The 25590-nt window shown below is 64.6% G+C and carries 22 protein-coding genes and 1 pseudogene; 15 read left to right on the forward strand and 8 right to left on the reverse strand.

Annotated features, from left to right (window positions below):
- Positions 1-3: 3 nt before the first annotated feature.
- The 5 genes from P9272_RS07800 to P9272_RS07820 form a co-directional block, all read right to left on the reverse strand.
- Positions 4-1020 carry a sugar ABC transporter substrate-binding protein gene (locus P9272_RS07800; protein WP_042647520.1) on the reverse strand — a complete coding sequence of 339 codons (1017 nt, stop codon included), beginning with the start codon at positions 1018-1020 and terminating at the stop codon, positions 4-6.
- Between the two features lie 37 nt (positions 1021-1057).
- Positions 1058-2056, reverse strand: coding sequence for an ABC transporter permease (locus P9272_RS07805; protein ID WP_278160063.1), 999 nt, complete (start codon positions 2054-2056; stop codon positions 1058-1060).
- A 163-nt stretch (positions 2057-2219) separates the two neighbouring features.
- Positions 2220-3281 (reverse strand): maleylacetate reductase, encoded by a 1062-nt coding sequence (locus tag P9272_RS07810; protein ID WP_278160064.1) that lies wholly within the window; start codon positions 3279-3281, stop codon positions 2220-2222.
- A gap of 176 nt (positions 3282-3457) precedes the next feature.
- On the reverse strand, positions 3458-4450 hold the full coding sequence (gene ftsZ, locus P9272_RS07815) for a cell division protein FtsZ (protein WP_112126948.1): 993 nt from the start codon (positions 4448-4450) through the stop codon (positions 3458-3460).
- Positions 4451-4669: 219 nt separating this feature from the next.
- Positions 4670-5710 (reverse strand): proline racemase family protein, encoded by a 1041-nt coding sequence (locus P9272_RS07820; RefSeq protein WP_278160065.1) that lies wholly within the window; start codon positions 5708-5710, stop codon positions 4670-4672.
- 100 nt (positions 5711-5810) lie between these two features.
- Between P9272_RS07820 and P9272_RS07825 the strand changes: the two genes are divergently transcribed.
- From P9272_RS07825 to P9272_RS07865, 9 genes and pseudogenes are all read left to right on the forward strand, one after another.
- Positions 5811-6770 carry a dihydrodipicolinate synthase family protein gene (locus tag P9272_RS07825; RefSeq protein WP_278160066.1) on the forward strand — a complete coding sequence of 320 codons (960 nt, stop codon included), beginning with the start codon at positions 5811-5813 and terminating at the stop codon, positions 6768-6770.
- On the forward strand, positions 6731-7042 hold the full coding sequence (locus P9272_RS07830) for a hypothetical protein (RefSeq protein WP_278160067.1): 312 nt from the start codon (positions 6731-6733) through the stop codon (positions 7040-7042). The genes P9272_RS07825 and P9272_RS07830 overlap by 40 nt, the downstream gene beginning before the upstream one ends.
- Before the next feature lie 39 nt (positions 7043-7081).
- Entirely contained in the window at positions 7082-7792 is a 711-nt protein-coding gene (locus P9272_RS07835; RefSeq protein WP_278160068.1) for an SDR family oxidoreductase, read from the forward strand.
- An 11-nt stretch (positions 7793-7803) separates the two neighbouring features.
- On the forward strand, positions 7804-8553 hold the full coding sequence (locus tag P9272_RS07840; RefSeq protein WP_278160069.1) for an SDR family oxidoreductase: 750 nt from the start codon (positions 7804-7806) through the stop codon (positions 8551-8553).
- Positions 8554-8633: 80 nt separating this feature from the next.
- The gene (locus tag P9272_RS07845) at positions 8634-9581 is read left to right on the forward strand and encodes a LysR substrate-binding domain-containing protein (protein WP_278160070.1); all 948 of its coding nucleotides are present in this window, start codon (positions 8634-8636) and stop codon (positions 9579-9581) included.
- Between the two features lie 177 nt (positions 9582-9758).
- Positions 9759-11855 (forward strand): hydantoinase/oxoprolinase family protein, encoded by a 2097-nt coding sequence (locus P9272_RS07850; RefSeq protein ID WP_278160071.1) that lies wholly within the window; start codon positions 9759-9761, stop codon positions 11853-11855.
- Positions 11852-13471, forward strand: a complete 1620-nt coding sequence (locus P9272_RS07855) for a hydantoinase B/oxoprolinase family protein (RefSeq protein ID WP_278160072.1) — start codon at positions 11852-11854, stop codon at positions 13469-13471. Before P9272_RS07850 ends, P9272_RS07855 begins: the two co-directional genes overlap by 4 nt.
- A 51-nt stretch (positions 13472-13522) precedes the next feature.
- Positions 13523-13648, forward strand: a pseudogene (locus tag P9272_RS07860) (pyridoxal phosphate-dependent aminotransferase); the annotation flags it as partial.
- Positions 13649-13651: 3 nt separating this feature from the next.
- Entirely contained in the window at positions 13652-14467 is an 816-nt protein-coding gene (locus tag P9272_RS07865) for an NAD(P)-dependent oxidoreductase (RefSeq protein ID WP_278160073.1), read from the forward strand.
- 8 nt (positions 14468-14475) lie between these two features.
- Here P9272_RS07865 and P9272_RS07870 read toward each other — a convergent pair whose 3' ends face one another.
- Both P9272_RS07870 and P9272_RS07875 read right to left on the reverse strand, forming a co-directional pair.
- Positions 14476-15453: a membrane dipeptidase gene (locus P9272_RS07870; RefSeq protein ID WP_278160074.1), complete on the reverse strand. Its 978-nt coding sequence runs from the start codon at positions 15451-15453 to the stop codon at positions 14476-14478.
- Positions 15450-16898: an aldehyde dehydrogenase family protein gene (locus P9272_RS07875; protein ID WP_278160075.1), complete on the reverse strand. Its 1449-nt coding sequence runs from the start codon at positions 16896-16898 to the stop codon at positions 15450-15452. The genes P9272_RS07870 and P9272_RS07875 overlap by 4 nt, the downstream gene beginning before the upstream one ends.
- Before the next feature lie 100 nt (positions 16899-16998).
- Between P9272_RS07875 and P9272_RS07880 the strand changes: the two genes are divergently transcribed.
- From P9272_RS07880 to P9272_RS07905, 6 genes are all read left to right on the forward strand, one after another.
- Positions 16999-17907, forward strand: a complete 909-nt coding sequence (locus P9272_RS07880; RefSeq protein WP_128256536.1) for a LysR family transcriptional regulator — start codon at positions 16999-17001, stop codon at positions 17905-17907.
- A gap of 14 nt (positions 17908-17921) precedes the next feature.
- Complete coding sequence (locus tag P9272_RS07885) at positions 17922-18926, forward strand: Ldh family oxidoreductase (RefSeq protein ID WP_278160076.1); 1005 nt, start codon at positions 17922-17924, stop codon at positions 18924-18926.
- Complete coding sequence (locus tag P9272_RS07890) at positions 18923-20572, forward strand: hypothetical protein (protein WP_278160077.1); 1650 nt, start codon at positions 18923-18925, stop codon at positions 20570-20572. Before P9272_RS07885 ends, P9272_RS07890 begins: the two co-directional genes overlap by 4 nt.
- On the forward strand, positions 20569-21147 hold the full coding sequence (locus tag P9272_RS07895; RefSeq protein ID WP_278160078.1) for a DUF3726 domain-containing protein: 579 nt from the start codon (positions 20569-20571) through the stop codon (positions 21145-21147). The genes P9272_RS07890 and P9272_RS07895 overlap by 4 nt, the downstream gene beginning before the upstream one ends.
- A gap of 15 nt (positions 21148-21162) precedes the next feature.
- On the forward strand, positions 21163-22269 hold the full coding sequence (locus P9272_RS07900) for an SAM-dependent methyltransferase (protein ID WP_278160079.1): 1107 nt from the start codon (positions 21163-21165) through the stop codon (positions 22267-22269).
- A gap of 153 nt (positions 22270-22422) precedes the next feature.
- Complete coding sequence (locus P9272_RS07905; protein ID WP_278160218.1) at positions 22423-23445, forward strand: aminopeptidase; 1023 nt, start codon at positions 22423-22425, stop codon at positions 23443-23445.
- A gap of 12 nt (positions 23446-23457) precedes the next feature.
- On the opposite strand, the gene P9272_RS07910 is transcribed toward P9272_RS07905, so the two are convergent.
- Positions 23458-25530, reverse strand: a complete 2073-nt coding sequence (locus P9272_RS07910) for an NAD(P)-binding protein (RefSeq protein WP_278160080.1) — start codon at positions 25528-25530, stop codon at positions 23458-23460.
- Between the last annotated feature and the right edge of the window lie 60 nt (positions 25531-25590).

Raw genomic sequence — 25590 nt, forward strand, 5'->3', positions numbered from 1 at the left:
CGTTTACTTGATGTCTTCGGGCTTCCAGCAGTTCCGGCCGGTCGCGTTGGTCTTGTCGACGCGGGTGATCGGGCCGAAGAAGATGGTCTTCTCGCTGCCGGCCTTGCGGTCAGGGTGCTGCAAAAGCTCGGAGATCTGTTGGGCGGCGATCTCGCCCTGGATCGGCGCGTTGAAGTTGAAGATCACGTCGAGCAGCCCGTTCTTGATGCTCTCGCAGCCGGTGGCAGCGCCAGCGCCGTTGGTGACGATGGTGACCTGATCCTGCTTGCCTGCAGCCGCCACCGCCGCGCCCGCGCCTACTTCGGCATTGTCCCAGATGCCCATGATGCCGCAGAGATCGGGATGCTGCTGCAGCACCGTCTCGGTGATCTGGCGGGCCTTTTCGCTGATGTAGTCGGCCGGCTGGTCGGAGACGAGCTGCAGCTCTGGATTGGCCTTCAGCACCTCGTCGATGCCGGTGCGCATATAGATGTTGGCGGCGCCCGTCTGGACGCCGGCGAGCCACACCACCTTGTGCGAAACGGCGTTCGGCCCGGTGCAATGCTTGGCCAACTCGCCCATTTCCAGGCGGCCCATCTCGATCCAGTCATTGCCGACATAGCTATCGGTCTGGGTCGCCGACTGCATGTTGACCTGCAGCACCTTGATGCCTGCGGCCTGCGCCTGCTTCAAGAGGCGCGCATAGGTCTGCACGTCCGGGTTCTGCACGATGATCAGGTCGGGCTTCTCGGCGATGGCACCCTGCATGGCGCGGATGCCGGCATTGGTGTCGCCGTTCGGATCGCGCACCTCAAGGGTGAAGCCGTAGCGGGCGGCGTGGCGCTGCCACACCATCACCCAGGCCTGGTTGAGGTCCATGCCCTGCGAGATCGGCACGAAGATGACCTTCTTGCCCTTGACGCCGTCGAGATAGGCGGCTCGTCCCACCTGATCGGTTTCCTGGGCACTTGCGACCTGCGCGACGCCTAGCAGCGCGAGCGCTGCCATGCCCGCCAACAGGCATTTCTTGAATATCTTCATAGGTTTCCTCCCTGATTTGATGGTTCGAGTTCTTGTTTCAGATGTCGCCGCTCTGCGAGGTCTGCTCGTCGCGCGGATTGATGATGGCGTCGATGGCAAGGGCGCCGAGCAGGATCACGCTCTTGATCAGGTTCTGGCTGGTGTAGCTGAAGTTAAGGATCGTCATGCCGTTGGTCAGGATGCCAACCAGGATCGTGCCGGCGATCACGTTGCGCACGCCGCCCTGCCCGCCCGACAGGCCGATGCCGCCCAGCACGACCACCAGCAGCACGTCATAGATCAGGCTCGAATTGTAAAGGCGGGTGTCGATGCCGGTGACGAGACCCGTCATGATGATGCCGGCGGTGAACGCGATAAGCGCGCTGATGACATATTGCGTCACGATGATCGGTCGCGTCGGCAGCCCGGTGGTGCGCGCCGCGTTCGGATTGTCGCCGGTCGCATAGACCAGCCGGCCGAAGCGTGTCTTCCTCAGGAACAGGCCCATCAGAGCGGCCACCGCTCCGAAGATGACGACGGACACCGGTATGCCGAGCACGCTGCCATTGCCGACGAATTTCAGCCAGGCGATGTCCGGCGGGGCATAGAGCACGTCCGAGGCAAAGACGATGCGACCCGAGCCGTAGACCGAGGAGGCGATGGCCAAAGTGGCGAAGATCGGCGGCACTTCCGCGATCGCCACCATGACGCCGGTGAACAGGCCGATGACCGCGACCAGGATGGCGCCGCAGATCACGGCAAGCGTGAAATCGATGCCCCAGCTGGAAATCCAGATGCTGAAGGCGACGCCGACGACCATCACCGCCACCATGGTGAGGTCGATGCCGCGGCCGACGACGATCAAGCCCATGCCGACGGCAAGCGTGCCGAGGATCGACACGTTCTTGAGGATGGCGATTATGTTGCCCTGGCTCAGGAAATTGTTGAGCGTCACCGAGAAGACGACGAACAGCATGACCGAGATCGCGACGACGACGACTTCCTGCGACGCCTTGAAGCCAAGGCGCCTGTCGTCCGATTTGCCCGAACCAGGCATTTTCCTCCTCCCAGGCAGCCGATGGTCAGCGCCTTCCTCAGCGACCAGCCGCTCCGGAATCCTCCCAAGACACCGAGCCGTTCGCCTGGTTCGGACAATTACGGCTGGAGCGTCGGCGGACAATTTCGTTTTTCTGATACGCTGTGCAGTTTGCCCCGAGGTCTCAGGCCCGCGGCGGCTCGCCGGCATAGGCACGCGCGATAAGGGCCCGGATCGGTTCCCGCTCCAACGCCCGCGGGTTCCAGTAGGGATTGGCCAGCGCACGGTCGGTCGCGATGTCGATACCGTCTGGCGGCATGCCGATTTCGGACAGAGCCCGTTTTGCGCCGATCCGGCCCGCAAGATTATAGAGGGCCATGGCAGGATCATCCGTCTTCAGCACGGCCCGCAGGGTTTCCATGGCGCTCGGAACAGCGGGGGCGTTGTAGGCCAGCGCATGCGGCAGCACGATCGTATGGGTGTCCGCATGCGGCAGGTCGAAACTGCCGCCGAGCGTGTGGCAAAGCTTGTGGTGCAGCGCCATGCCGACCGAGCCGAGGCAGATGCCGCAGAGCCAGGCGCCGTAAAGCGCCTCGGAGCGCGCGTCGCGGTCATGCGGGTTCCCGGCAATGACCGGCAGGGCGCTCACCAATGCGCCGATGGCTTCGGTCGCCATCATATTTACCACCGGGTTGCTTTCCCTGGCATAAAGCGCCTCGACCGCATGGGCGATGGCGTTCATGCCGCTTGTTCCCGACAAGGAGGCGGGTAGCGTCATCGTCAGGTCAACGTCGTAGATCACCACCTCCGGCAGCACCCTCGGGCTCGATTGGGTGACCTTCACGCCATCCTTCGTCTCGCCGAGGATCGGCGTCATTTCCGAGCCGGCATAGGTCGTCGGCATGACGATCTGCGGCAGGTCGGTGCGCAACGCGATCGCCTTGGCAAGGCCGGTCGTGGAACCGCCGCCAACGGCGACCAGCCCGTCGGCCTTGAGTTCCGCCACGACCCGCAGCGCGTCCTCGGTCACCGACACCGGCGTATGCATCGTCGCCCCGGCATAGACGCCGGCTGCCCTGTCGCCGAGGGACTCGGCATGGCGCCGGGCATCGGCCTCCCGCGGCGGCGTGGCCAGCACGAGCACGCGTTTCAGCCCCAGACGGTCGATCTCTTCCGGCAACCTTGCGATCGTGCCCGATCCGAAGACAACGCGTGCCGGCTGGGCGTTATAGACGAAGCATCTCATGTGAGCCTCTCCCCGTCAGCCGCGATTATATGCCCACGGCATGAAAGTTAGCGACGAAGAGGCGCGCGCGTAAGTGCGCTAGCCGTCGAATCTGGCTGCCAAGGATTTGTTCGCCGTCGGAAGCTGGCATCAGCCGATTGCGCCGCGCCATCGGCGCGGTCGAGGATCGCGGTGGTTTAGGCGATCCTCTGCTCGAACTGCATCACGCTCGCGCTCTTGCGCAGTCCCGTCGCGACGACCGACACGCGGAACTTGCCCGCCAATGCCTGGTCGAAGATGGCGCCGACGATAATGTCGGCATCGGCGTCGACTTCTTCGCGTATCCTTGTCGCGGCCTCATCGACCTCGAACAGCGTCATGTCCATGCCGCCGCTGATCGACACAAGCAGCCCCCTGGCGCCCGTCATGGACGCTTCGTCGAGCAGCGGATTGGCGATCGCCGCCTCGGCCGCCGTCCTTGCACGTCCTTCCCCCGAGGCCTCGCCGGTTCCCATCATTGCCGGGCCCATGTCCCGCATCACCGACTTCACGTCCGCGAAATCGAGATTGATCAGGCCCTCCTTGACGATAAGGTCCGTGATGCAGCCGACACCGGCATAGAGGACTCGATCGGCCATGGCGAAGGCGTCGGCGAAAGTGGTCTTGGCATCGGCGACCCTGAAAAGGTTCTGGTTCGGGATGACGATCACGGTGTCGGCGCTCTCGCGCAGGCGTTCTATTCCTTCCTCGGCGGCCTGGGTCCTGCGCTTGCCTTCGAAGACGAAAGGCTTGGTGACGACGGCCACCGTCAAAATTCCGGCATCGCGCGCGGCCCGCGCAATCACGGGCGCCGCACCAGTCCCGGTGCCGCCTCCCATGCCGGCGGTGATGAAACACATATGCGTTCCCGCCAGATGATCCATGATCTCATCGATGGATTCCTCCGCGGCCGCACTTCCGACCTGGGGCAGCGATCCGGCGCCCAGACCCTCCGTCACATGCGCGCCCAATTGGATCAGCCGGGACGACTTCGACATGGTGAGCGCCTGAGCGTCGGTGTTGGCGACGACGAACTCGACGCCCTGCAAGCCTTCGGCGATCATGTTGTTGACGGCGTTGCCGCCAGCGCCGCCGACCCCCACAACGGTGATCTTGGGTCTCATCTCCAGGATTTCCGGCTTGGCGGTCATTTCTTCATCTTTCTACGAAAGCGCCTGCTGCTCCGCCACACAGCGATGCGAAACCGAAGCAACGAGCACACGAATCAGGTGATCCCCACCAAGTGCAGGGAATCAGAGCGGGCGCCTCCCTGCAAGGTCCGCCGAGCATATGCAAGCGCGATGCCCCTGCGTTTGAACAAAAAGGTTCCGGGTACCCGAGTGCTCCAAGGCGACCCGTTGCAAGAAATTCTATTGCTTCACCGAGGTCGAGGTGCCCCAGGTGTCCGACAGCACATAGCCTTGGGGATAGGGATCCGTCGGATCGAGATAGTAGTTGTGCTCGCCCGTGATCCAGGCTCGGCCGGTGATCTCGGGAACGATCGCCTTGCGTCCGGCAATTTCGGTCAGGTCCACAATTCTGCCGGTGAAGCGCGAGCCGATGATCGATTCATGGATCAGGACGTCGCCGACGCGCATCAGGCCGCGCGCCTGCAGCACGGCCATGCGGGCCGAGGTGCCGGTCCCCGTCGGGCTGCGGTCGGAACGGCCGGGCGAGACGATGCAGGTGTTGCGCGTGACCTTGCCTGGTCCCTGGAATGGCATGGCGAACTGCACGATCGACACGCCGCGTACGTTGTCGAATTCAGGATGCACGACATCGAGTTGTTCGCGCGCGGCGCGGCGGACCTTCTCGCCGGCCACAGCAATTTCCCGGGCCTCGTTGGGCGTGACCGAGAAGCCGAGCGCGGCCGCGTCGACAATTGCATAGAACATCCCGCCATAGGCGATATCGACCTTCAGAGTTCCCAGCCCCTCGACCTCGATATTCGCGTCGAGGCGTTCGGCGAAGGCGGGTGCGTTGCGAAAGGTGATCGACAGGCATTTGCCGTCGCGGCATTCGGCGCGAACCTCGATGACGCCGCCTGGCATATCCAGCTTGAAGCGCGTCTCCGGCTCCTGCGTCGGCACCATTCCAGTCTCGAGCAGCACGGTGGCGATGCAGATCGTGTTGGAGCCCGACATCGGCGGGTACTCCGTAGGCTCCATGATGATGGCCCCGGCGGCGCAATCCTCGCGCGTCGAGGGCACCAGGAGATTGACATGCCTGGCGACGCTGCCGCGCGGCTCGCAGATCAGCATGCGCCTGATGTGATCGTGGTCGCGCTCCATCGCGATCATCTTTTCCATCATCGTGCGGCCTGCCGGCGGCAGCACGCCGCCGACGATGACGTCGCCGATCTCACCCTCGGCATGGCAGCCGACGACGCGGATGCTGGTCCTGGTACGCATTGTTCTTTTCTCCCTGTCTGCCGCCAATATCGGCTTGGCAAGCGGTGCTGCTTCGGGACAAACTGATCAATCTGCGTGCCAGCCTCAAGGAGAATCCCAGATGACCGCCAACGTTTTTTCCGGCTGCATGCCGGCGCTGATGACACCCTGCACCAATGACCGGCTTCCCGACTTCGACGCCCTGGTGCGCAAGGGGCGCGAATTGATCGCGGCCGGCATGTCTGCGGTGGTCTATTGCGGCTCCATGGGCGACTGGCCGCTGCTGAGCGACGAGCAGCGCATGCAAGGCGTCGAGCGCCTGGTGAAGGCCGGCGTGCCGGTGATCGTCGGCACCGGCGCCGTCAACACGGCCAGCGCCGTGGCGCATGCGGCGCATGCCCAGAAGGTCGGCGCGCGAGGCCTGATGGTGATCCCACGCGTCTTGTCACGCGGTCCGTCGGTCACCGCACAGCGCCACCACTTCAAGGCAATCCTTGCCGCCGCCCCCGACCTGCCCGCTGTTATCTACAACAGCCCCTATTACGGCTTCGCCACGCGCGCCGACCTCTTCTTCGCGCTGCGCGCCGAACATCCGAACCTTGTCGGCTTCAAGGAGTTCGGCGGCCCGTCGGATCTGCGCTACGCGGCGGAAAACATCACCAGCCGCGACGAAGAGGTCGCGCTGATGATCGGCGTCGACACCGCCGTCTTTCACGGCTTCGTCAATTGCGGAGCCTCCGGCGCGATCACCGGCATCGGCAACGTGCTGCCCAAGGAAGTTCTGCACCTGGCAAGCCTCAGCCAGGCCGCGGCGAAGGGCGATGCCGAAGCCCGCCGGCTTGCGCAGGAACTGGACGCCGCGTTCGCGGTCCTGTCCTCCTTCGACGAGGGCCCCGACCTGGTGCTCTATTTCAAGCACATGATGGTGCTGAAGGGTAACCCCGAATACAGGCTGCATTTCAACCCGACGGATGCGCTGAGCGACAGCCAGCGCGGCTTTGCTGAAGCACAGCTCAAGCTGTTCGACACCTGGTACGCCCAGTGGTCGAGGCAGCCCGCAATGGCACGTTACGCGGCCTGAGCGGACCTAAGGCCGCGCGACCTCGCCTTCGCCAGATCAAAGGCCGCTACCGGCGGGTCCACCACGCGATTGCGAAAGCTATGTTTTGGTTTGATCAGCCGGCAGAAGCTTCTCTCCTGCTCGCCGAAAGCATTGTATTTCTTTGCTTTACGCCCTTGAAAATGGCGCAGGTGGTGTGGGACGATGCAAACGCCACAGCAGCTTTCGAAAGTTTATCTTTTCTTTTTGCTGGTTTTCTTGGTTTCGCGGCGCTGGCCCGCGCCGCACACTGAAATCCAGGCAAATGGGAAGCCGCAAATGAGGAAGCCCAAGTGACGACAGCCTTCATCACCGGGGCAACGAGCGGCATAGGACGGGCGATGGCGATCGCGCTGAGCGACGCCGGCTACAACGTTTATGCCGTTGGCCGCAGCCAGGCCGCGCTCAGGGAGTTGCAGGCCGAGCGTCCGGGTATCGTGCCGATTGCCGTCGACGTCACCGACCGCGAGGCGCTGGAATCGGTGCTGGCGGATATCACCATCGATGTGCTGATCAACAATGCCGGCATCATGCCGCCGCTCGGCAATTTCGCCGACATGAAGATCGCCGACATCGACGCAACGCTGGAGGTGAACCTCAGCGCCGCGATCCTGCTTACCCGCCTCGTCGTGCCGCAGATGCGCGAGCGGCAGTCGGGCCATATCCTGTTCACCGGCTCCGTCGCGGGCCACGCGGCATTTTCCAACATCGCCGTCTACGCAGCCACCAAGGCGGCGATCTCCGGCTTTGCCGGCGCGCTGCGCGCCGACCTCTCCCCCTCCGGCATACGCGTCACCGAGATCGTCGCCGGCCGCGTCGAGACGCAGCTCTACCAGGACATCCTCGACGCCAAGGCGCGCGCCGCCATGTACGCCAGCAAGGTGGTGCAGCCCGATGACGTGGCCAGAATGGTCGTCGCCGTGCTCGCGCTGCCGGCATGGGCCGACGTCACCCGTTTCGACATCATGCCGACATGGCCGACCTCGCCGAGCGGCACCAAGTAAGGGATAGTGGATTGAAGGATCTTTCCGTTCTGATCGTTGGCGGCGGCGCCGGCCTTGGCGCCCTCCTGGCCAGGATGGCTGTCGAGGCCGGGGCGGCAAAGATCGGCATCATCGACATCAACCAGCAAGCGGCGGAGAGCGCGCTCGAACCGGCGAAGGCCAAGGGCCTGCCGGTCGCCGCCGCGACTTGCGACATCCAGGTTGGCTCCCAATGCCATGCCGCTTTCGAGGCCATCGTGGTCAAGCTCGGGCGCATCGACACGCTGATCAATTGTGCCGCCATCTATCCGCGCCGCCCGCTCCTCGAAATCACCGACGCCGATTGGGACGCCTCCAACGGCATCAACATCAAGGGCACCTACCACATGATGGTGGCGGCCGTTCGCCACATGCAGGCGCAGGAGCCAAAGGATCATGTGCGCGGCCGCATCGTCAATCTAACCTCAGTGGACGCCTTCAAGGCGCATCCCCAGAACGCCCATTACGCGGCGACCAAGGCAGCCGTCGTCAGCCTGACCCGATCCCTCGCGCATCACGTCGCCAGGGACGGCATCCTGGTGAACTCCGTCGCGCCGGCCGGCATGGCCACGGAGAAGGCAAAGGCCCTCGGCTTCCTGGAAGAACTGGCCAAGGCAAGCCCGCTCGGGCGCGGCGCCGAGCCGAGCGAGATTGCCGAATGGGTGCTGATGACCGGCGGCCCGAAGAACACCTATATGACCGGCGAAAACGTTATTGTTTCAGGTGGTTATATCTATGCCTAGAATCACTTCGGCAGCCAGCGGCTGTTGAGGTTCGGCGGTGCATCATCAACGGGTCTCGAACGGAAGGAGGCGGACTTACGATGAGCGGCAAGCTTCGCCTTCCTTCGCTCAATGCGCTTCGCGTCTTCCACGCCGTCGCGCAGCACAAGAGCTTTAGGCAGGCGGCCGACGAGCTTCTGGTCACGCCGCAGGCCGTGGGCCAGCAGATCAAGCTGTTGGAAGACACGCTGCAGGTGACGCTGTTCGAGCGCAAGGGCCGCTCGATCGAACTGACCGAATCGGCGATCCTTCTTTCGCATTACGTCAAAGCCGGCTTCGACGAATTTTCCGAAGGCGTTCGCCGCGTCACCAAGTCGAACTACCGGGACCGGATCAACCTCAACGCCAGTCCGTACTTCGCCACGCATTATCTGCTGCCAAGGCTGTCGCTGTTCCGCGAGATACTGCCGGGCGCCGACCTGCGCCTGACGACAATGGTCGACCTGCCCGACTTCGGCCGCGACGACATCGACATGACAGTGCAGTGGGGCTACGGCAACTGGGCGGACTACGATGTGACGCTCCTGGTGCCGGACCCGAAGATCATCTGCTGCACGCCGGCGATCGGCGAGAAGATCAAATCGGCGCAGGACCTGACGAAGTTCACGTTGCTCGACACAGTCAAGTCGAAGCGACTGTGGCCAGACATATTGCGGCACCTGGGCGTGGCGCTGACCGACAGCGACCGCAGCGTCAGCTTCGACGACGCGGCTACGATGCGCCGTGCGACCCTGCAAGGCATCGGTGTGGGTCTGGTCTCCGTGATCGACGCCGACGAGGACGTCCGCTCCGGCGCCCTGGTCGCGCCGATCGGCCGCGACGCCATTGCCGATATGCGGCCGGAGGAAGTCCCTGGCTTCCACCTTGTGGTCCCGCGCGGGCATCTGCGCGTCAAGGCGGTGGCTGCGCTTCATCGATGGCTGGCTCAGCAAGACTGGCGAAGCGACCTCAAGATTTCCCTGCCGAAACCGACCCCGTTCTCCGACTGAGAAGCGACTTCGAGACAAGCGTTCTGGCGCGGGAGATAATAAAGAGAAACTTTCGATTGAGCCGCATTTCTTGATTTCGCATCGGCCCGCTGGAATGCAGGTATAAGCCGAAACGCAAGTCCAGTTCGCTTGCCGCTAAGTGCGCTACGCAGCATTCTCTCCCCTGAAGGCCAAGGCATGACCTCCAGATCAGACGACATCCGCCTCGGCGCGGACATCGGCGGCACCTTCACCGACATCGCGCTCGATGTCAGAGGAACGCTGTTCTCGACCAAGGTGCTGACCAATTATGCCGCGCCCGAGCAGGCGATCCTCGACGGCATCGACGCAGTCATCCGCGATGCCGGCATTTCGGCGGCGGAGATCGGCATCATCATCCACGGCACGACGCTTGCCACCAACGCGCTGATCGAGCGGCGCGGGGCGAAAACCGCTCTGATCACGACCGAGGGCTTTCGCGATGTGATCGAGATGCGGACGGAAAACCGCTTCGAGCAATATGATCTCAACCTGCAACTGCCGACGCCGCTGATCCCGCGCGAGGACCGTTTTACCGTCAAGGGCCGCATTGGCGCCGAGGGCCAAGAACTGCAGCCGCTCGACGAAGCTGCCCTAGAGGAGATTGCCGACAATATCGCGGCCAACAATTTCGGCTCGGTCGCGATTGGTTTCATCCATGCCTACGCCAATCCCACCCACGAGCGTCGTGCCCGCGGAATCCTCGGTCGCAAGCTCAGAATCCCGATTTCGATCAGCGCCGAAGTCTCGCCGCAGATGCGCGAGTTCGAGCGCTTCAACACCGTTTCAGCCAACGCCTATGTGCGGCCGCAGATGGCCGATTATCTTGCGCGCCTGCAGACACGCTTGAAGGACATGGGCGCCGAGTGCCCGGTCTTCATGATCCATTCGGGCGGTGGCCTGATCTCGGTGGAGACCGCTTCGGAATTCCCGGTACGGCTGGTCGAGTCCGGCCCGGCGGGTGGCGCCATCTTCGCCGCCGACATCGCCCGTCGCTTCGGCCTGGAAAAGGTCGTCGCCTACGACATGGGCGGCACCACCGCGAAAATCTGCCTCATCGAGGATTTTGTGCCGCGCACGGCGCGGACCTTCGAGGTGGCGCGCACCTATCGCTTCTCGAAAGGCTCGGGCATGCCGATCTCCATCCCGGTAATCGAGATGATCGAGATCGGCGCCGGCGGCGGCTCCATCGCCTGGGTCGATGCCATGGGCCGCATACAGACCGGACCGGAAAGCGCCGGCTCGGAACCCGGCCCGGCCTGCTATGGCCGCGGCGGCAAACGCCCGGCAATCACCGACGCCGATCTCGTGCTCGGCAAGCTCGACCCCGACAAGTTCGCCGGCGGCGCGATCAAGCTCGATGCGGCCGCGTCCGAACAGGCGATCATGCGCGACATCGGCGAGCGCCTGTCGCTCAACGCCATGTCGACCGCCTTCGGCATCTGCGAGGTGGTGGACGAGAACATGGCGAACGCCGCCCGCGTCCACGCCGTCGAGAACGGCAAGAACATTTCCGACAATCTGATGATCGCCTTTGGCGGCGCGGCACCGCTGCACGCGGCAAGGCTCTGCGAAAAGCTCGGCATTGAGCATTGCATCGTTCCGCGCGGCGCCGGCGTGGGTTCCGCGATCGGCTTCCTGAAAGCGCCGTTCGGCTACGAGGCGCTAGCGTCCAAGCTGACACGCCTATCGCGCTTTGAGCCGGCCGAAGTCAATGCCCTGCTCGCCGACCTCAAAGCCTCCGCCGAGGGATTTGTACGCACAGGCGCAAGCGGCAGGATCGTCTGCGAGATCACCGCCTTCATGCGCTATGCCGGCCAGGGCTGGGAAATCCCTGTGCCGCTGGCGGACGAGCCGTTCGGCGAGGATGCCGTTAGCAAGCTCAAGGACCTCTTCGAGACCAGCTATCAACGCTTCTTCGGCCGCGCCATCGAAGGTTTGGAAGGGCTAGAGATCGAGATCGTCACCTGGTCGGTCAAGGCGACCGATATTCGACCCGCCGTTGCGAGGCACGAGCTGACCAAGGGCAAGAAGACAAGCGAGCCGACAACGACGCGCGAGGTCTTTGACCCTGTCAGCGGCGCCTCGCGAACCTATGGCATCATCGAGCGCGACATGCTTTGCACCGGCGACCGCGTCGCGGGGCCCGCCGTCATCGTCGAGCGCGAGACATCGACCGTCGTCACCACCAGCTTCGATGCCGTCATGCAGAGCGACGGCGCCATCCTTCTGATCCGCAAAGGCAGCCAAGCATGAGCGACATCAGCGAAATTCGCATGCAGGTCATGTGGAACCGGTTGATCTCGGTGGTCGAGGAGCAGGCGCTGACCTTGCTGCGCACCGCCTTCTCGACCTCGGTGCGGGAAGCCGGCGACCTGTCGGCCGGCGTGTTCGATCCGCGCGGCCAGATGCTGGCGCAGGCGGTGACCGGCACGCCAGGCCACGTCAACACCATGGCCGAGGCCGTGCTGCACTTCATGGACGCAATCCCGCGCGAGCAGATGTTCGAGGGCGACACCTATCTCACCAACGATCCGTGGCTCGGCACCGGTCACCTGCACGACATCACCATGGTCTCGCCGTCCTTCCTGAACGGGGAGCTCGTCGCGTTCTTCGCCTGCACGGCGCATGTCGTCGATGTCGGCGGGCGCGGCTTCGGGGCCGACGGCAAGTCGGTCTATGAGGAAGGCATCCAGATCCCGATCATGAAGTTCGCGGAAAAGGGCAAGGTCAATCTCGACCTTGTCCGCATCCTGCGCGCCAATGTCCGCGAGCCGAACCAGGTCGTCGGCGATTTCTACTCGCTCGCATCCTGCAACGAGGTCGGCCATCGCCGCCTCGTCGACATGATGAACGAGATCGGCTTTGCCTCGCTGGACGGGCTCGGCGACTTCATCTTCTCGCGCACCCGGGACGCCATGCTCGAACGCATCGAGGCGCTGCCCAAGGGAAGCTGGCCGAACGAGCTGGTGACCGATGGCTATGACGCGCCGGTAAGGCTTGCGGCAACGGTCTCGGTCCGCGACGACCATGTCGAGGTCGACTTCACCGGCACCGATCCGATGAGCCGCTGGGGCATCAACTGCCCGATCATCTACAGCAAGGCCTATGCCTGCTACGCACTGAAATGCGTGGTCGCCCCGGATATTCCGAACAATGCCGCCTCGCTCGCCTTCTTCACGGTGTCCTCTCCGGTCAACATCCTCAACGCGGTGCGGCCGGCGCCGGTGGCGCTGAGGCACATCTTCGGCCACCTGGTTCCGGACCTCGTGCTCGGCGCGATCTCTCAAGCCCTGCCCGGCAAGATCCTTGCGGAAGGCGCCGGCGCCCTTTGGAACATCCACATCTCGGCGCGCCCGGTCGCCGGCGCATCCGGCCGTCGCGCCGAAGTGCTGATGTTCAACTCCGGCGGCATGGGAGCCCGTCCCGAGCTCGACGGGCTGTCGGCGACGGCCTTCCCGTCCGGCGTGCACACGATGCCGATCGAGGCGACCGAGCATACCGGGCCGATCGTCATCTGGCGAAAGGAACTGCGCCCGGATTCCGGCGGCGACGGCGAGTTCCGCGGCGGCCTGGGACAGATCATCGAGATCGCCGCCACCGACGGCCATGAGTTCGACTTCTCGGCGATGTTCGACCGCGTCAATCATCCGGCGCACGGCCGCGAAGGCGGCAAGCCTGGCGTCGCCGGCGTCGTCAAGCTCGACGACGGCACGAAAATGCGCCCCAAGGGCTGGCAGCATGTGCCGGCCGGGCGACGGCTGATCCTGGAACTGCCGGGCGGCGGCGGCTTTGGCGATCCGGCCAGGCGCGGCGCGGCCGCGCGGGCCAATGACCGGTCTAAGGGTTACATCACGGAGAACGACCGATGAGCCATGTTGCCTCGCGCCTGTCGGTGGTGAAGCCCTCCGAATCGATAGCGGGTGGCGTCGGTGCCCGGTGTCGCCTATGGACTGTCACCCTATTTCCGCATCTCGACCGCGACCAGTGAAGAGGTGCTGACCGAGGCGATCGCGCGGCTCATCGCCGCCGTCGCGCAAGTGGAGTAAAGCATGCCGCAATACGAACGTATCCTGATCACGGGCGCCGCCGGCCGGCTCGGCTCACAGCTGCGCAAGGGGCTGGTGCCGCTCGCCAAAACGATCCGCCTGGCGGGCCGCGAGCCCTTCGGCGATCTCGCGCCTCATGAAGAGGAAGCAGTCTTCGATCTCGCCGACATGGAAGCCACGATCGCGGCTACCAAGGATTGCGATGCGATCGTGCATTTCGGTGGCGCGCCGCTCGAATGTGAATGGCAGACCATCTTGGATTCCAGCATCCGCGGCTCCTACCACATCTATGAAGGCGCCCGGAAACACGGGGTGAAGCGCGTCATCTACGCCTCGTCCGTGCACGCGATCGGCTATCACGAGATCGAGGCGCATATCGGCGTCGACGCGCCGGTGCGTCCCGACAGTCTCTATGGCGTGTCGAAGAATTTCGTCGAGAGCCTGAGCCGGCTCTATTGGGACAAGTTCGGCATCGAGACCGCGTGCCTGCGCATCTTCTCGTCTTTCCCCGAGCCGGCCGATCGCCGCATGCTGTGGTCTTATCTCTCCTTCGCCGACTGCGTGCGCTTGGTCGAAGCATCATTGACGGCTCCGCGTGTCGGCCACACGATCTCCTTCGGCATATCGGACAACAAGCTGAAGATGGTCGACAACAGCGGCGCCGACCATCTCGGCTTCATCCCCCAGGACAGCGCCGAGCCGTACCGCGCCACCGTCGAAGCGAAAACCCCTGTTCCCGATCCGAAGAGGCCCTCGGTGAAATTTCTCGGCGGCTGGTTCTGCGAGCTTGGCCACCCGGACGACAAGCCGGCCGAATAGCGCGGCACTCAGCCAGCGGAAGGCATGCTGTCCCGGATGAAGCGATGCCAGGCGCCGCCGAGCACAAGGGATGTTCCCATCTCGTCGAAGCCCGCAGCGAGCAGGCCCTGCGAAAGCCCTGGGAAGTCGAGGTTCGATCCGAACCAAGCCGGCTGAGCCGGGAAGCTTGCAGTGGCTTGGACCTCGCGGGTCCAGCGGCCTTCGCGCATCCAGCGCACGGCGCTGTCGGGCTGGTGCTGGCAGAGATCCGAGCCGATGCCGAGATGCTCCGGCCCCATGATTTCAGCCGCTTCCCTGGCCATGTTGCCAAATTGATCGAGCGTCGTGTCGGAGCCGTTCGGAAGATGCAGCGGATAAAGCGAGAGGCCGAGCAGCCCTTGCTTTTCGCGCAATGCCCGCAAAACGTCCTTGGACACATTGCGATTGCTGTCGCGGAGCCAGCGCGGGTTGGCGTGGCTGATAACCACCGGACGTCGAGAGAGGGCGATGGTTTCGAGCGCCGTCCGCTCGCCCGCATGCGACAGATCGATGATCATGCCGAGCCGGTTCATCTCGGCGACCGCCTCGCGCCCCATCCGCGTCACGCCGCTGTCCTCCTTTTCCATCCAGCCGCAGCCGAGCAAGGACTGGTTGTTGTAGGTGAGCTGCATGAAACGGATGCCGAGATCAAACAGCATCTCGATCAGGCCGATGTCGTCTTCGATCGGCATCGGGTTTTGCAGCCCGAGGAAAATAGCCGTTCGGTTCGTGGCGCTGGCACACTCGATGTCACCGCTGTCGCGCGCCAGAAGGATCAGGTCCTCATTATCGCGGAAGCGTGTGCGCCAATCGACGAGATGGCGCACCGTCTCGCGAAAGCCCTCATGGTAGCCGACGGTGGCGTGGACCGCGGTCAACCCGCCCTCGCGCATCTGTTGAAAGATCTCGCGCGACCAGTTGCAATATTGCAGCCCGTCGATGAGCACTTGCGGCGCGGCGCTGGTCATTCGGGCGCGCCTGCGTGGATGTAGGACGTCTTGACCTGGGTGTAGAACTCGACCGCCGAGCGGCCTTGCTCACGCGGGCCGTAGCTCGAGGCACGAACGCCGCCGAACGGCACGTGATAGTCGGTGCCGGCGGTCGCCAGGTTGACCATGACGCAGCCCGAGCGCGAGGCGTGGCGGAATTTCGTCGCGCGCGCCAACGAGCGCGTGGCGATGCCGGCCGTCAGCCCATAGGGCGTGTCGTTGGCAAGGAAGATCGCCTCGTCGAGATCGTCGGCCGGAATGACGCAGGTGATCGGCGCGAACATCTCCTCCTGGTTGATGCGCATGCGCGAACGTCCGTTGAGGAACACGGCCGGCGCCATGTAGTACCCGTTATGTGCCAGGTCGAGCGCCTCGCCGCCGGTCGCAAGCTCGGCGCCTTCGCTGATGCCCAGCGTCACATAATCGAGATTGGCCGAGAGCTGCTCTGCGCTGACGACCGGCCCCATCTGGACGCCGGCCTCAAGCGCATGGCCGACCTTCAGGGCCCTGGTTTTCGCTAGCAATTTCTCGACGAAGGCGTCATGGATCGGCCGATGCACGATCAGGCGCGACGAGGCCGTGCATTTCTGACCGGTGCCGCCGAAGGCGCCGTTCACGGCCAGGTCGACGGCGCGATCGAGGTCGGCATCGTCCATAACGACAAACGGATTCTTCGATCCCATTTCGAGTTGGAGTTTCACGAACCGCGCGGCGGCGACCGCCGCTATGCCTGAGCCGACTGCGCCCGAACCGGTGAAGCTCAGGCCCTGGATATCGGCGTTGGCGGCAAGCTCGCGCCCGACCGTCGATCCTGATCCCATCACCAGGTTGAACAGGCCTTTCGGGATCGCCTGCCGGCTGATGATCTCGGTCAGTGCCCAGGCGCTCGCGGGCGTAATGTTGGCCGGTTTCCAGACCACCGCATTGCCAAAGGCCAGCGCTGGCGCAATCTTCCAGGATGCGGTGGCGACAGGGAAATTCCAGGGCGAAATGATCGCGACGACGCCCAGCGGCTCGCGCTCGATCAGGACATCCACGCCGGCCCGAACCGAATCGGCCGAGGCGCCGAGATTGCGCAAGGCCTCGGCGGCGAAATAGGTGAAGAACTGTCCGGCGCGATAGACCTCGCCGACACCCTCGGGAAGAGTTTTGCCCTCTTCGCGCGAAAGCATTTCGCCAAGCTCTTTCGAGCGCGCCATCAACTCGCGCCCGATTGCGTCCAGAACGGCGGCCCGCGCCTCCAGCCCCGCCGCCGCCCACTCCCGTTGCGCGCCTTGCGCCGCCGCAGCGGCGTCGTGGACGTCGGAAGGCCGCGCCTGGGCAAAGCGCCCGACGACATCGGTCACGTCCGAGGGATTGATGTCCTCGACCCACTCGGCGCCGTCGCGCCATTCGCCTGCAACAAAATTCCGACCGTTCAGCATCGTGTTCGACCTGCATCAATTCGGTTGACAAGGACCTAACCAATGCTGTGAACTTCAATCAAGCTCAATTTTTGGCACGATTGTTCAGGCAAGCTTAACAGTGACCAAAACCATCAGCCTGACCGGCATGCGCAGCTTCGTCGCGGTTTGCGAGACCGGCGGCGTGCGCGCCGCCGCCGATCAGATCGGCCGCACGCCGTCGGCCGTGTCGATGACCCTGAAGCAACTGGAAGACGACATCGGCGCGCCGCTGTTCGAGAGTGAGCGCAGGGGGGCGCTCTCGCCGGTCGGCCGCATCGTGCTCGATGAGGCGCGCGCCATGATCGCCCATTACGATCGCGCCTGTCTGGCGATGACCAGCTACGCCGCGGACCTGCAGGGACGCTGCGACGTGGCCAGTGTACCTTCGGTCGCGGTCACCTTGCTGCCGCGCGCGATCGCCCAACTCCGCGCCGAAGGCAGCCGGTTCGACATCCACGTCCGCGACAGCGATTCCAACGCGATCGTCGAGGTGGTCGAAAACGGCATGGTGGAGGTGGGCCTCTGCGTGCTTGCCAGCAAGCGGCCGCAGCTCAGTTTCGAGCCTCTGTTCCAAGAGCCGCTCGATTTCGTCTGTCCGGTCGATCATCCTTTGGCGAAATCGAAGCGCCCGTTGAAATGGGCGCAGCTGGAAGGCGAGAGCTTCATCCGCAATGGCGCAGCGGCAGCGCTCGGGCTTGCCGAGACCGAGGCGCTTGCCGCCGGCTCGAAACTCACCGCGACCAATGTGAGCTCCAACCTGGCGATGGTGGAGGCCGGGCTCGGTGTCACCATCCTGCCCCGGCTCTGCCGCTGGAAGTGCAGCCATGCCGTGCGCTTCGTTCCGCTCGCCGATCCGCGCTCGAGCCGGACGGTCGGCTGGATCGCCAAGGAAGGCCGCAACCTGCAGCCCGCGTCGCTGCGCTTCATCGAATGCATTCGCCAGCAGACCCAGGCGAGCGAGGGAGAGTTCGGCTATGCCTCGGCATGATTGGTGGTGACCGGATGACACGCCTGACGCAAGCACGCATCGAAACGCTCGCCCGAGAAGCGCTGACGCGGCACGGCGCAAGCGAGCGGCAGGCGGAGGCACTGGCCGCCGGCATTGCGGCGGCGGAACGCGACGGCCTGAAGTCGCACGGGCTGATGTATCTGCCCACCTATTGCGAGCATTTGACCTGCGGCAAGGTGCTGGGACTGGCCGAGCCGCGCCTGACGCGGCCTGCCCCGGCGGTTCTCGCCGTCAATGCCGGCAATGGCTTTGCCCATGCGGCAATCGCCCTCGGCCTGCCGCCGCTGATCGAAGCGGCGCGCTCCCAAGGTGTCGCCGCGCTCGCCATCCGCAATTCATACAATTGCGGCGCGTTGGGCTATCACACCGAACGCATCGCGCGAGCCGGCCTGGTCGGGCTGGGTTTCACCAACGCGCCGGCCTCGATCGCGCCCTGGGGCGGCCGCAAGGCGGCAGTAGGCACCAATCCCTGGTCGATTGCGGTCCCCGATGGACAGGGCGGCGCGCGCTTCGTCATCGATCAGAGCGCTAGCGTCGTCGCGAAGAGCGAGGTCATCAAGCGCGCCCGCGCCGGGGAGCCCATCCCTTCCAACTGGGCCTTCGACGCGCGCGGTGAAACAACGACCGACGCCTCCGAAGCGTTGAAAGGCACGATGGCGCCCGCTGGCGGCTATAAGGGCGTGGGATCCGCCCTTTTGGTTGAGATCTTCGCCGCCTGCCTGACGGGAGCGAACCCCGGACTTGTCGCCAGCCCCTTCTCAGGCACGGCCGGAGGCCCGCCGGGAACCGGTCAGTTCTTCCTGGCGGTATCGCCCGACGCCACCTCGGGTGGGCTGTTTACGAGCAATCTCGAAACCGTCGCCGGCGCCTTCGTTGGCGACGCGAGGCTTCCGGGCACAAGGCGCTTCGGCGCGCGTGAACACAACACCAGAGATGGTATCGAGGTGGCGGCGGAAACGCTTGCCACCCTAGAAAAACTCGCCGGGATTGCCGCATGACGGCGATCGCGCTGCGTCCGCCAGAGGTCGTCATGCGGCTGCAGCGGCTTGGCGCGGCGCATCCGACGCGGCTCAGCTTCCTGCGCCAGCTGATCCGCCGCGCCACCAGGGAGAAATGGCGTATACGCAACCACCTGTTCGACCTGGACGACAATGGGTTCGGGCGCGCGGTCTATGCGGTCGGGACGCCGGCAAGGATATATAGCCTAGTCGCCTTCTCGACGCCGCTCGCCGATGAGAAGCGCTCGGATCGGGTGATCGCGCAGGCCTGGGACACGAGCTACGTGCTTTACGACGGATTGCCGGACGCCGCCGAAATCGCCCGGCTGGAGGCAAATGCGCCGCGGCAGGAGGCGGGCCGCTACACCAGCCGCGAACTGGTGCTGGCGCGCGCGAACAAGAGTGTCAGGCTTTTTGAGGAGGTCGCCACGGCACTGGCGCAAGGACAACAGCCGGATGAGGAGCAGTTGCTGGGCGTCGGCTATCTGCTTCGCACCACGGCGGTCTACGGCAACGGCAAGTTCGGCATCGCGGATCGCGACGAGATATCCTCACGGCCTGAGCTTGCCGGATCCTTCCAGGCCGAGATGCTCACCGTCTGGCTGATCCGGTCCTTCACTTTCGACCTCGTCGATCACATTGCCCGTCGCCGCAACCCGGTCGGCGCGGCAAGGCTGGCGCCGGACCTGCGCCGGGCGCTCGGGGTGGGTAACGCGACCGGCCTCGGCATGGCGCCCTTCCTCGTTCGCCATCCGCTCTTGACGCATAGCTGGTTCCTGGCCCGCGAAACCGCGCTGGCGCGGGTGCGCGCCGAACCACGTGCCGGCGCGGCGGAACGAGACGCCTTCTCGAACGCGCTCGCCGATCTGCGCCAGCGCGTTGCCCGCTGGCACAGCGACGACAGCCGCCAGGCCGCCGCAACCCGAATACTGGCCGCAGATCTCGGCGCGCTTGCCGAAAACCTCGACCAGCTTCTGGCGAAGCCGCGCCCCTGGGACGCGGTCTATCGCTTCGCCGAAGGCCACTTCTCGCTGGAGGGGCAGGAAGCCTGCGTCTCCCTCATCCTCGAGCCCCACGGCGCCTTGATCGACGAGCTCGGCGACACGATGAAGGCCGACGAGACGCCGGGCCATATTGTCGACGGCGGCATGGACTGCGGCTCGCTGCACCAGGCCCTTCTCGACTGCTATTCCTGGGCGAGGGCAATCGACTTCACTGAGCCGGCCGCCAACGCGCGCTTCTGGTATGTCTCGGCGGAAAAGCTCGAGCCCCGGCTTGGCGAGCGCTTCGAGGAGGATGGAGCCGAGCTCGAACAGCCTCTGGCCACCGTCCGCGACGCGCTCGGCCTGGCGGCCGCGCTGGCGCGAGAGCCGGCCTCGGCCAGTGTCGCCGATTTCCTGCTGCGCCGGCCCGAATGGCGCCATGCGGTGCGGCGCGCCCAGATCGTCGCGAAATTTCCTTATGCCGAGATTCACGACAACCTGATCGGCGCCGAATTGCGGCCCGTCGACATATTGCGCGCCAAACTGGCGTTCTTCGGCGCGCGCAGCTTCGATCCGCGCTCTGACCGCTGGCTACGCATCGCGCTGTTCAGCGGCGAGCCGCTGATCGAGGATGTCGCGACGATGGCGGGAGAGGCCGCGTGATCGACCTGTCGCTCAACGAGGTGGAAACGCTGAGCACCAAGGCGGCGCGGGGCGCCGGATTTTCATGGGGATTGGCCGAGGATATCGGCCGAGCGGCGCGCCGGATCGCGGTCGAGGACGAGAACTGGGGCGTGGCCATGCTGAACCTTGCCGAACACGCACAAAGCTTCGAGCCGCCTAGTCCTGCCCGCGCGGCCCGCTGGCGGAGCGACGAGACCGACCTCGCGACTGGAAGGCCGCTCTGTCCGATCCGGACGGCGGCCCTGCTGCTCGACGAACCGGTTCCGGCGAGCGCCCTGCCGCTGCCAATCCTTGATGTCGGCCTGCCGGTCTGGCTCGACGCCATGCTGCGCCGGTCGGAGATGCGCGTGGCGGGGCGCGTGGGGTTGGCGACGCGCGCCGATGTCGTCATCGAACGCCGCGCCGAAACCGAGCAGCCAGCCACAGGCCGGCGCGGCGCGATTGATGAGCGGACACTTGCGGCGCTCAATTCCTTCGCCGCCAGGACCTATGTGCCGGAAAGCGAAAGGTCGCGCGTGCGCGGTGCCGGCGGCGGCCGGGTGGACGATGAATAACAAGGGGAGAAAGAGATGAGCGCAGCCGACGGCCAGAAGATCGCCATGCGTGGCGCAGGCTACTATTCGGCCAACACCGTCGGCGCCAAATACGTCATCGACAAGGTCGGCGACCTCGTCGTCAAGGCAGTTGCCGGGATGCCCCGATTGGCTGACGGCCTGCCCTTCGCGATCGCCGATTTCGGTGCCGCCGACGGCGGCACCTCCATGGACATGATGCGACGGCTGGTCGGCGCCGTTCGGGAGAGGGAACCGAACCGAGCCATATCGATCACCTACACCGACCTGCCCCACAATGATTTCTCGACTCTGTTCCGGCTGACCCAGGGACTTCTGGGGACCTCCACGGAGGTTCCGCTGGCCGAGACACCCGGCCTCTACATCTTCGGCAGCGGCACCAGCTTCTATCGACAGATCCTGCCGGACGATTCGCTCTCGTTCGGCTTCTCCGCAACAGCGATGCATTGGATCAGCAAGCGGCCGTGCATGATCGCCGATCACGTCCAGGCGGTCGGTGCAAGCAATGCCGAGCGCGAGCAGTTCCGCGCCCGGGCGCTGCGCGACTGGGAGACGATCCTGCTCGCCAGGGCGCGCGAATTACGATCAGGCGGGCGGCTTGCGCTGGCCAATTTCTGCGTCGACGAGGAAGGCCGGTATCTCGGACATACGACGGGCGTCGACATGTTCGACAGCTTCGCGCGCCATTGGCGCGATCTGGTCCGCGCCGGACGGATCAGCGAGACGGAATATGTCAACGCGACCTTCCAGCAATTCTACAAGACTCCCGACGAGTTCGCGGCACCCTTCCGCGATCCCGCTTCGCCTGTGTCGCAAGCCGGACTAAGGCTGGCGACGATGTTCACCATGGTGACGCCCTGCCCCTATGCGGAAGCCTTCCGGACCCATCGCAATGCACAGGATTTCGCCCACGCCTATGTGCCGACGCTTCGCTCCTGGTCCGAGACCGTTTTTGCCAACGCGCTCGATCCCTCGCGACCGCCAAGCGAACGCTCCGCGATCATCGACGATTTCTACGCCGCCTATGAAGCCGACGTTGCGCTAGCTCCCGAAGGCCATCGCATGGACTACGTCCACTGCGTGACGGAAATCGTCAAGTCTTGATGGGACGGCAACCGCCGCGCCGCCGCTCGAGGTCTTGACGAAAACAGGTGCGCCTGTTTGAGACTCGGGAGCAAGGGATATTCGCTCCCGAGGAGATGAGCAGGCGGTGGGCAAGCTTTGAAGCGCGTTTTTCTGTTGCTTGCCGCTGTCATCATGGCTTCCGGCGCGACCGGGTGCACCAGCATTTCCTACTATGCGCAATCGTTCGAGGGCCATGTCGAGATCATGGCGGCGCGCAAGAATGTCGCGAAGCTGATCCGTGATCCGTCGACGCCGGCGCCATTGCGCGCCAAGCTGACGTCGGCCAGCGCCATCCGCCGCTTTGCCACGGAAGAACTGGCGCTGCCCGACAACAACAGCTACCGCAGCTATGTCGATGTCGGTCGCGACGATGTGACCTTGGCGGTCTTTGCCGCGCCGCAATACTCGCTCACCCCGATAACATGGTGCTTTCCTGTGTTCGGCTGCGTTCCCTATAAGGGCTATTTTTCACGCAAGGATGCGCTCGAAAATGCCGCCACGCTGCAGCGGCAGGGGCTGGACGTCTATGTGACAGGGATCACGGCCTATTCCACGCTGGGCTGGTTCAGCGACCCGCTGCTCAGCACCATGCTGCGCCAGAACGACACCTATCTCGCCAGCCTTGTCTTCCATGAACTGGCGCATCAGAAACTCTATGTGAACGGCGACTCCGCGTTCAACGAGGCGTTCGCGGTTACCGTCGAAACCACGGGCACTAGGAAATGGCTCCGGGCCACCGGCAATCGCGCCGGATTGCGCAGCTACGAAGTCGATCGCAAGCGCAAGGCGGATTTTCTCGGACTGATCTCGAAGACCCGGGATGAGCTGAAACAGGTCTATGGAAGTCCCCGCAGCCCGGCGCAGATGGCGGCCGCCAAGGCCGCCACGATCGACACGCTGCGGATGCGCTACCGAAAGATGCGCGACAAGCACTGGGCCGGATACCGCGGATACGACGCTTGGTTCGACAGCCCGATCAACAACGCGAAGCTCGCCGCGACCGCAGTCTACGGCGAAGAGGTTCCGGCATTCCTTCACCTGTTCGACTTGTGCGCACGCGACTATCCGAGGTTCTACGCCGCTGTTCGACGGATCGGAAATTTGCCCGCGCCCTCCCGCGCAGAAGCGCTCAAGGCAGCGGCTACGTGTGATTGACCTGAACCGGCTCTAATCCGCCGTCAGCGCCGCCACTTCCCGCCGGAAAGGCAAGGCATCGCCGATATCGGCCTCGTCCAGCTCGCGGGCGAAGCGGTGGCCGGCATAGGTCGCCCAGGCGATCGGCCCTGGCGCTTCGGCGTCGCCGATGACCTTGACCGACCGGATACCGTTGTCGGCCCATTCATTTTTCCGGGCTTTCAGCGCGCGCCAGACCGCATCGTCCTGATTGCGCGACGTGACCAGGACGACGGCGTCGGCCGCCAGTTCCTGCCGCGCGCCGGTATAGACGCAGGCCGTTACCACGCCGCCCGAAGCGATGCTCGTGACGGTTCTGTTGAGGACGATATCAACCCCCAGCTCCGCCAGACGGCGGTGGATGGCGCCCTGCTCCAGCGTGTTGCGGGTCCAGTCCGAGACATAGGCCGATGGCGTCACCAGGGTGACCCTAGCGCTCCGGCGGGCCATCAGCTCGGCAAGCACGCCGCCCATGTAATAGTGGTCGTCATCGAACAGCACGACATTGCCGCAAGGCACCTTGCCGTCCATCAGATCGTCCGGCGTGTAGACCGGCATGGCCGCGTCGACGCACGGCATCGGCACGACGTGAGCGCGCGCGACGCCATCGCGCCGCCAGGTCGATCCTGTGGAGATGGCGACGTTCTGGAAACCGAAGGACAGGATGTCGTCCGCCGACAGCCGGCTTTCGAAATAGATGTCGACATTCGGCATCTGGCTGATCTGGTATTGGCGATAGTCTCGCACCCTGCCCCAGGCCGAGAGGCCCGGCAGCAGGCACTCGCGCGCCACGCGGCCGCCGAGTTCGGTACCCGCTTCCGCCAAGGCCACCCGATAGCCGCGCAAGCCGAGCGCGCGGGCGGCCTCCAGTCCGGCTGGCCCGGCGCCGACGATCAGCACGCTGTCGCTGTCGCCCTTGGCCTGCATGCGCTCCGGATGCCAGCCCTTGCGCCATTCTTCCATGAAGGTCGGGTTCTGCGTGCAGCGCGAGACCGACATCGTCATGTCCCCGGTGATGCAGATGTTGCAGCCGATGCATTCGCGTATGTCCTCGATGCGTCCCTCCTCGACCTTCCGCGGCAGGAACGGATCGGCGATAGACGGGCGCGCGCAGCCGATGAAGTCGAGCGTGCCCGACTTGATCATCCGCACCATCACGTCCGGCGAGGTGAAGCGGCCGACGCCGACGACCGGCTTCGAGGTCAGCTTCTTGATGCCGGAGACCAGGCTCTCCTGCGCCGCCTCTTCCTTGAAACGCGACGGCCCCGAGCAATCCTCCCAGGCGCCATGGGCAAGGTCCCACAGATCAGGCAGGTCGGCATGCATCTCGATCAAGTCGCGGACTTCCGAATTGGCGAAGCCAAGCTCCCCGATCATCTCATCCAGCGACAGCCTGAGCGTCAGGCCGCAGGTGTCGCCGATCGCGTCGCGCCCTTCCTCGATCAGCTCGCGCATCAGCCGCGAACGGTTCTCCAGTGAGCCACCATATTCGTCTCTGCGCTGGTTGGTGGCGGTGGACAGGAAATGCTGGATGATGCCGAAGCCGTGCGCGCCGTAGAGGCAGACCAAATCGAAACCTGCCTGCCTGGCGCGCTTGAAGGCGTTGCGGTGCCAGCGGCGCAGGTCGCGTATATCCTCTCTGTCCATGGCGCGGGCCTGCACCGGATCGTTGGTGAAGGTGCGGATCGGCAGCGCCGACGGTCCGCGCGGGACCTCCTTGGTGTAGAGGTTGGGACCGTTGATGCCGGAATAGGCGAGCTGGACGCCGGCGAGCGCGCCATATTCGTGCATGGCTTTCGCCATCTTGGCCAAAGCCGGAATGTCGGCGTCGTCCCACAGCCGGAGCTCGATGAAAGGCGTGATCTCGGAGGTGTGATGCATCTCCGTCTGCTCGGTGAAGATGACGCCCCATCCGCCTTCGGACTTCATGCGGCGCATCTCGGCCGCGGCCGACGGATCGCGATAGCCGCCGCCATTGCAGTGCGGAACCTGATAGAAGCGGTTCTTGGCGGTCACCGGACCGATCTTCATCGGCTCGAACAGAATGTCGTAGCGTGGGTCGCGCATGGTACTTCCCTTCCCGTCGGCTGGCGCTGCCGATGCTCCGGAGACTACTCATACGTTGGC

Origin of the sequence: Mesorhizobium sp. WSM4976 (assembly GCF_029625685.1) — a bacterium.
GTDB lineage: Bacteria > Pseudomonadota > Alphaproteobacteria > Rhizobiales > Rhizobiaceae > Mesorhizobium.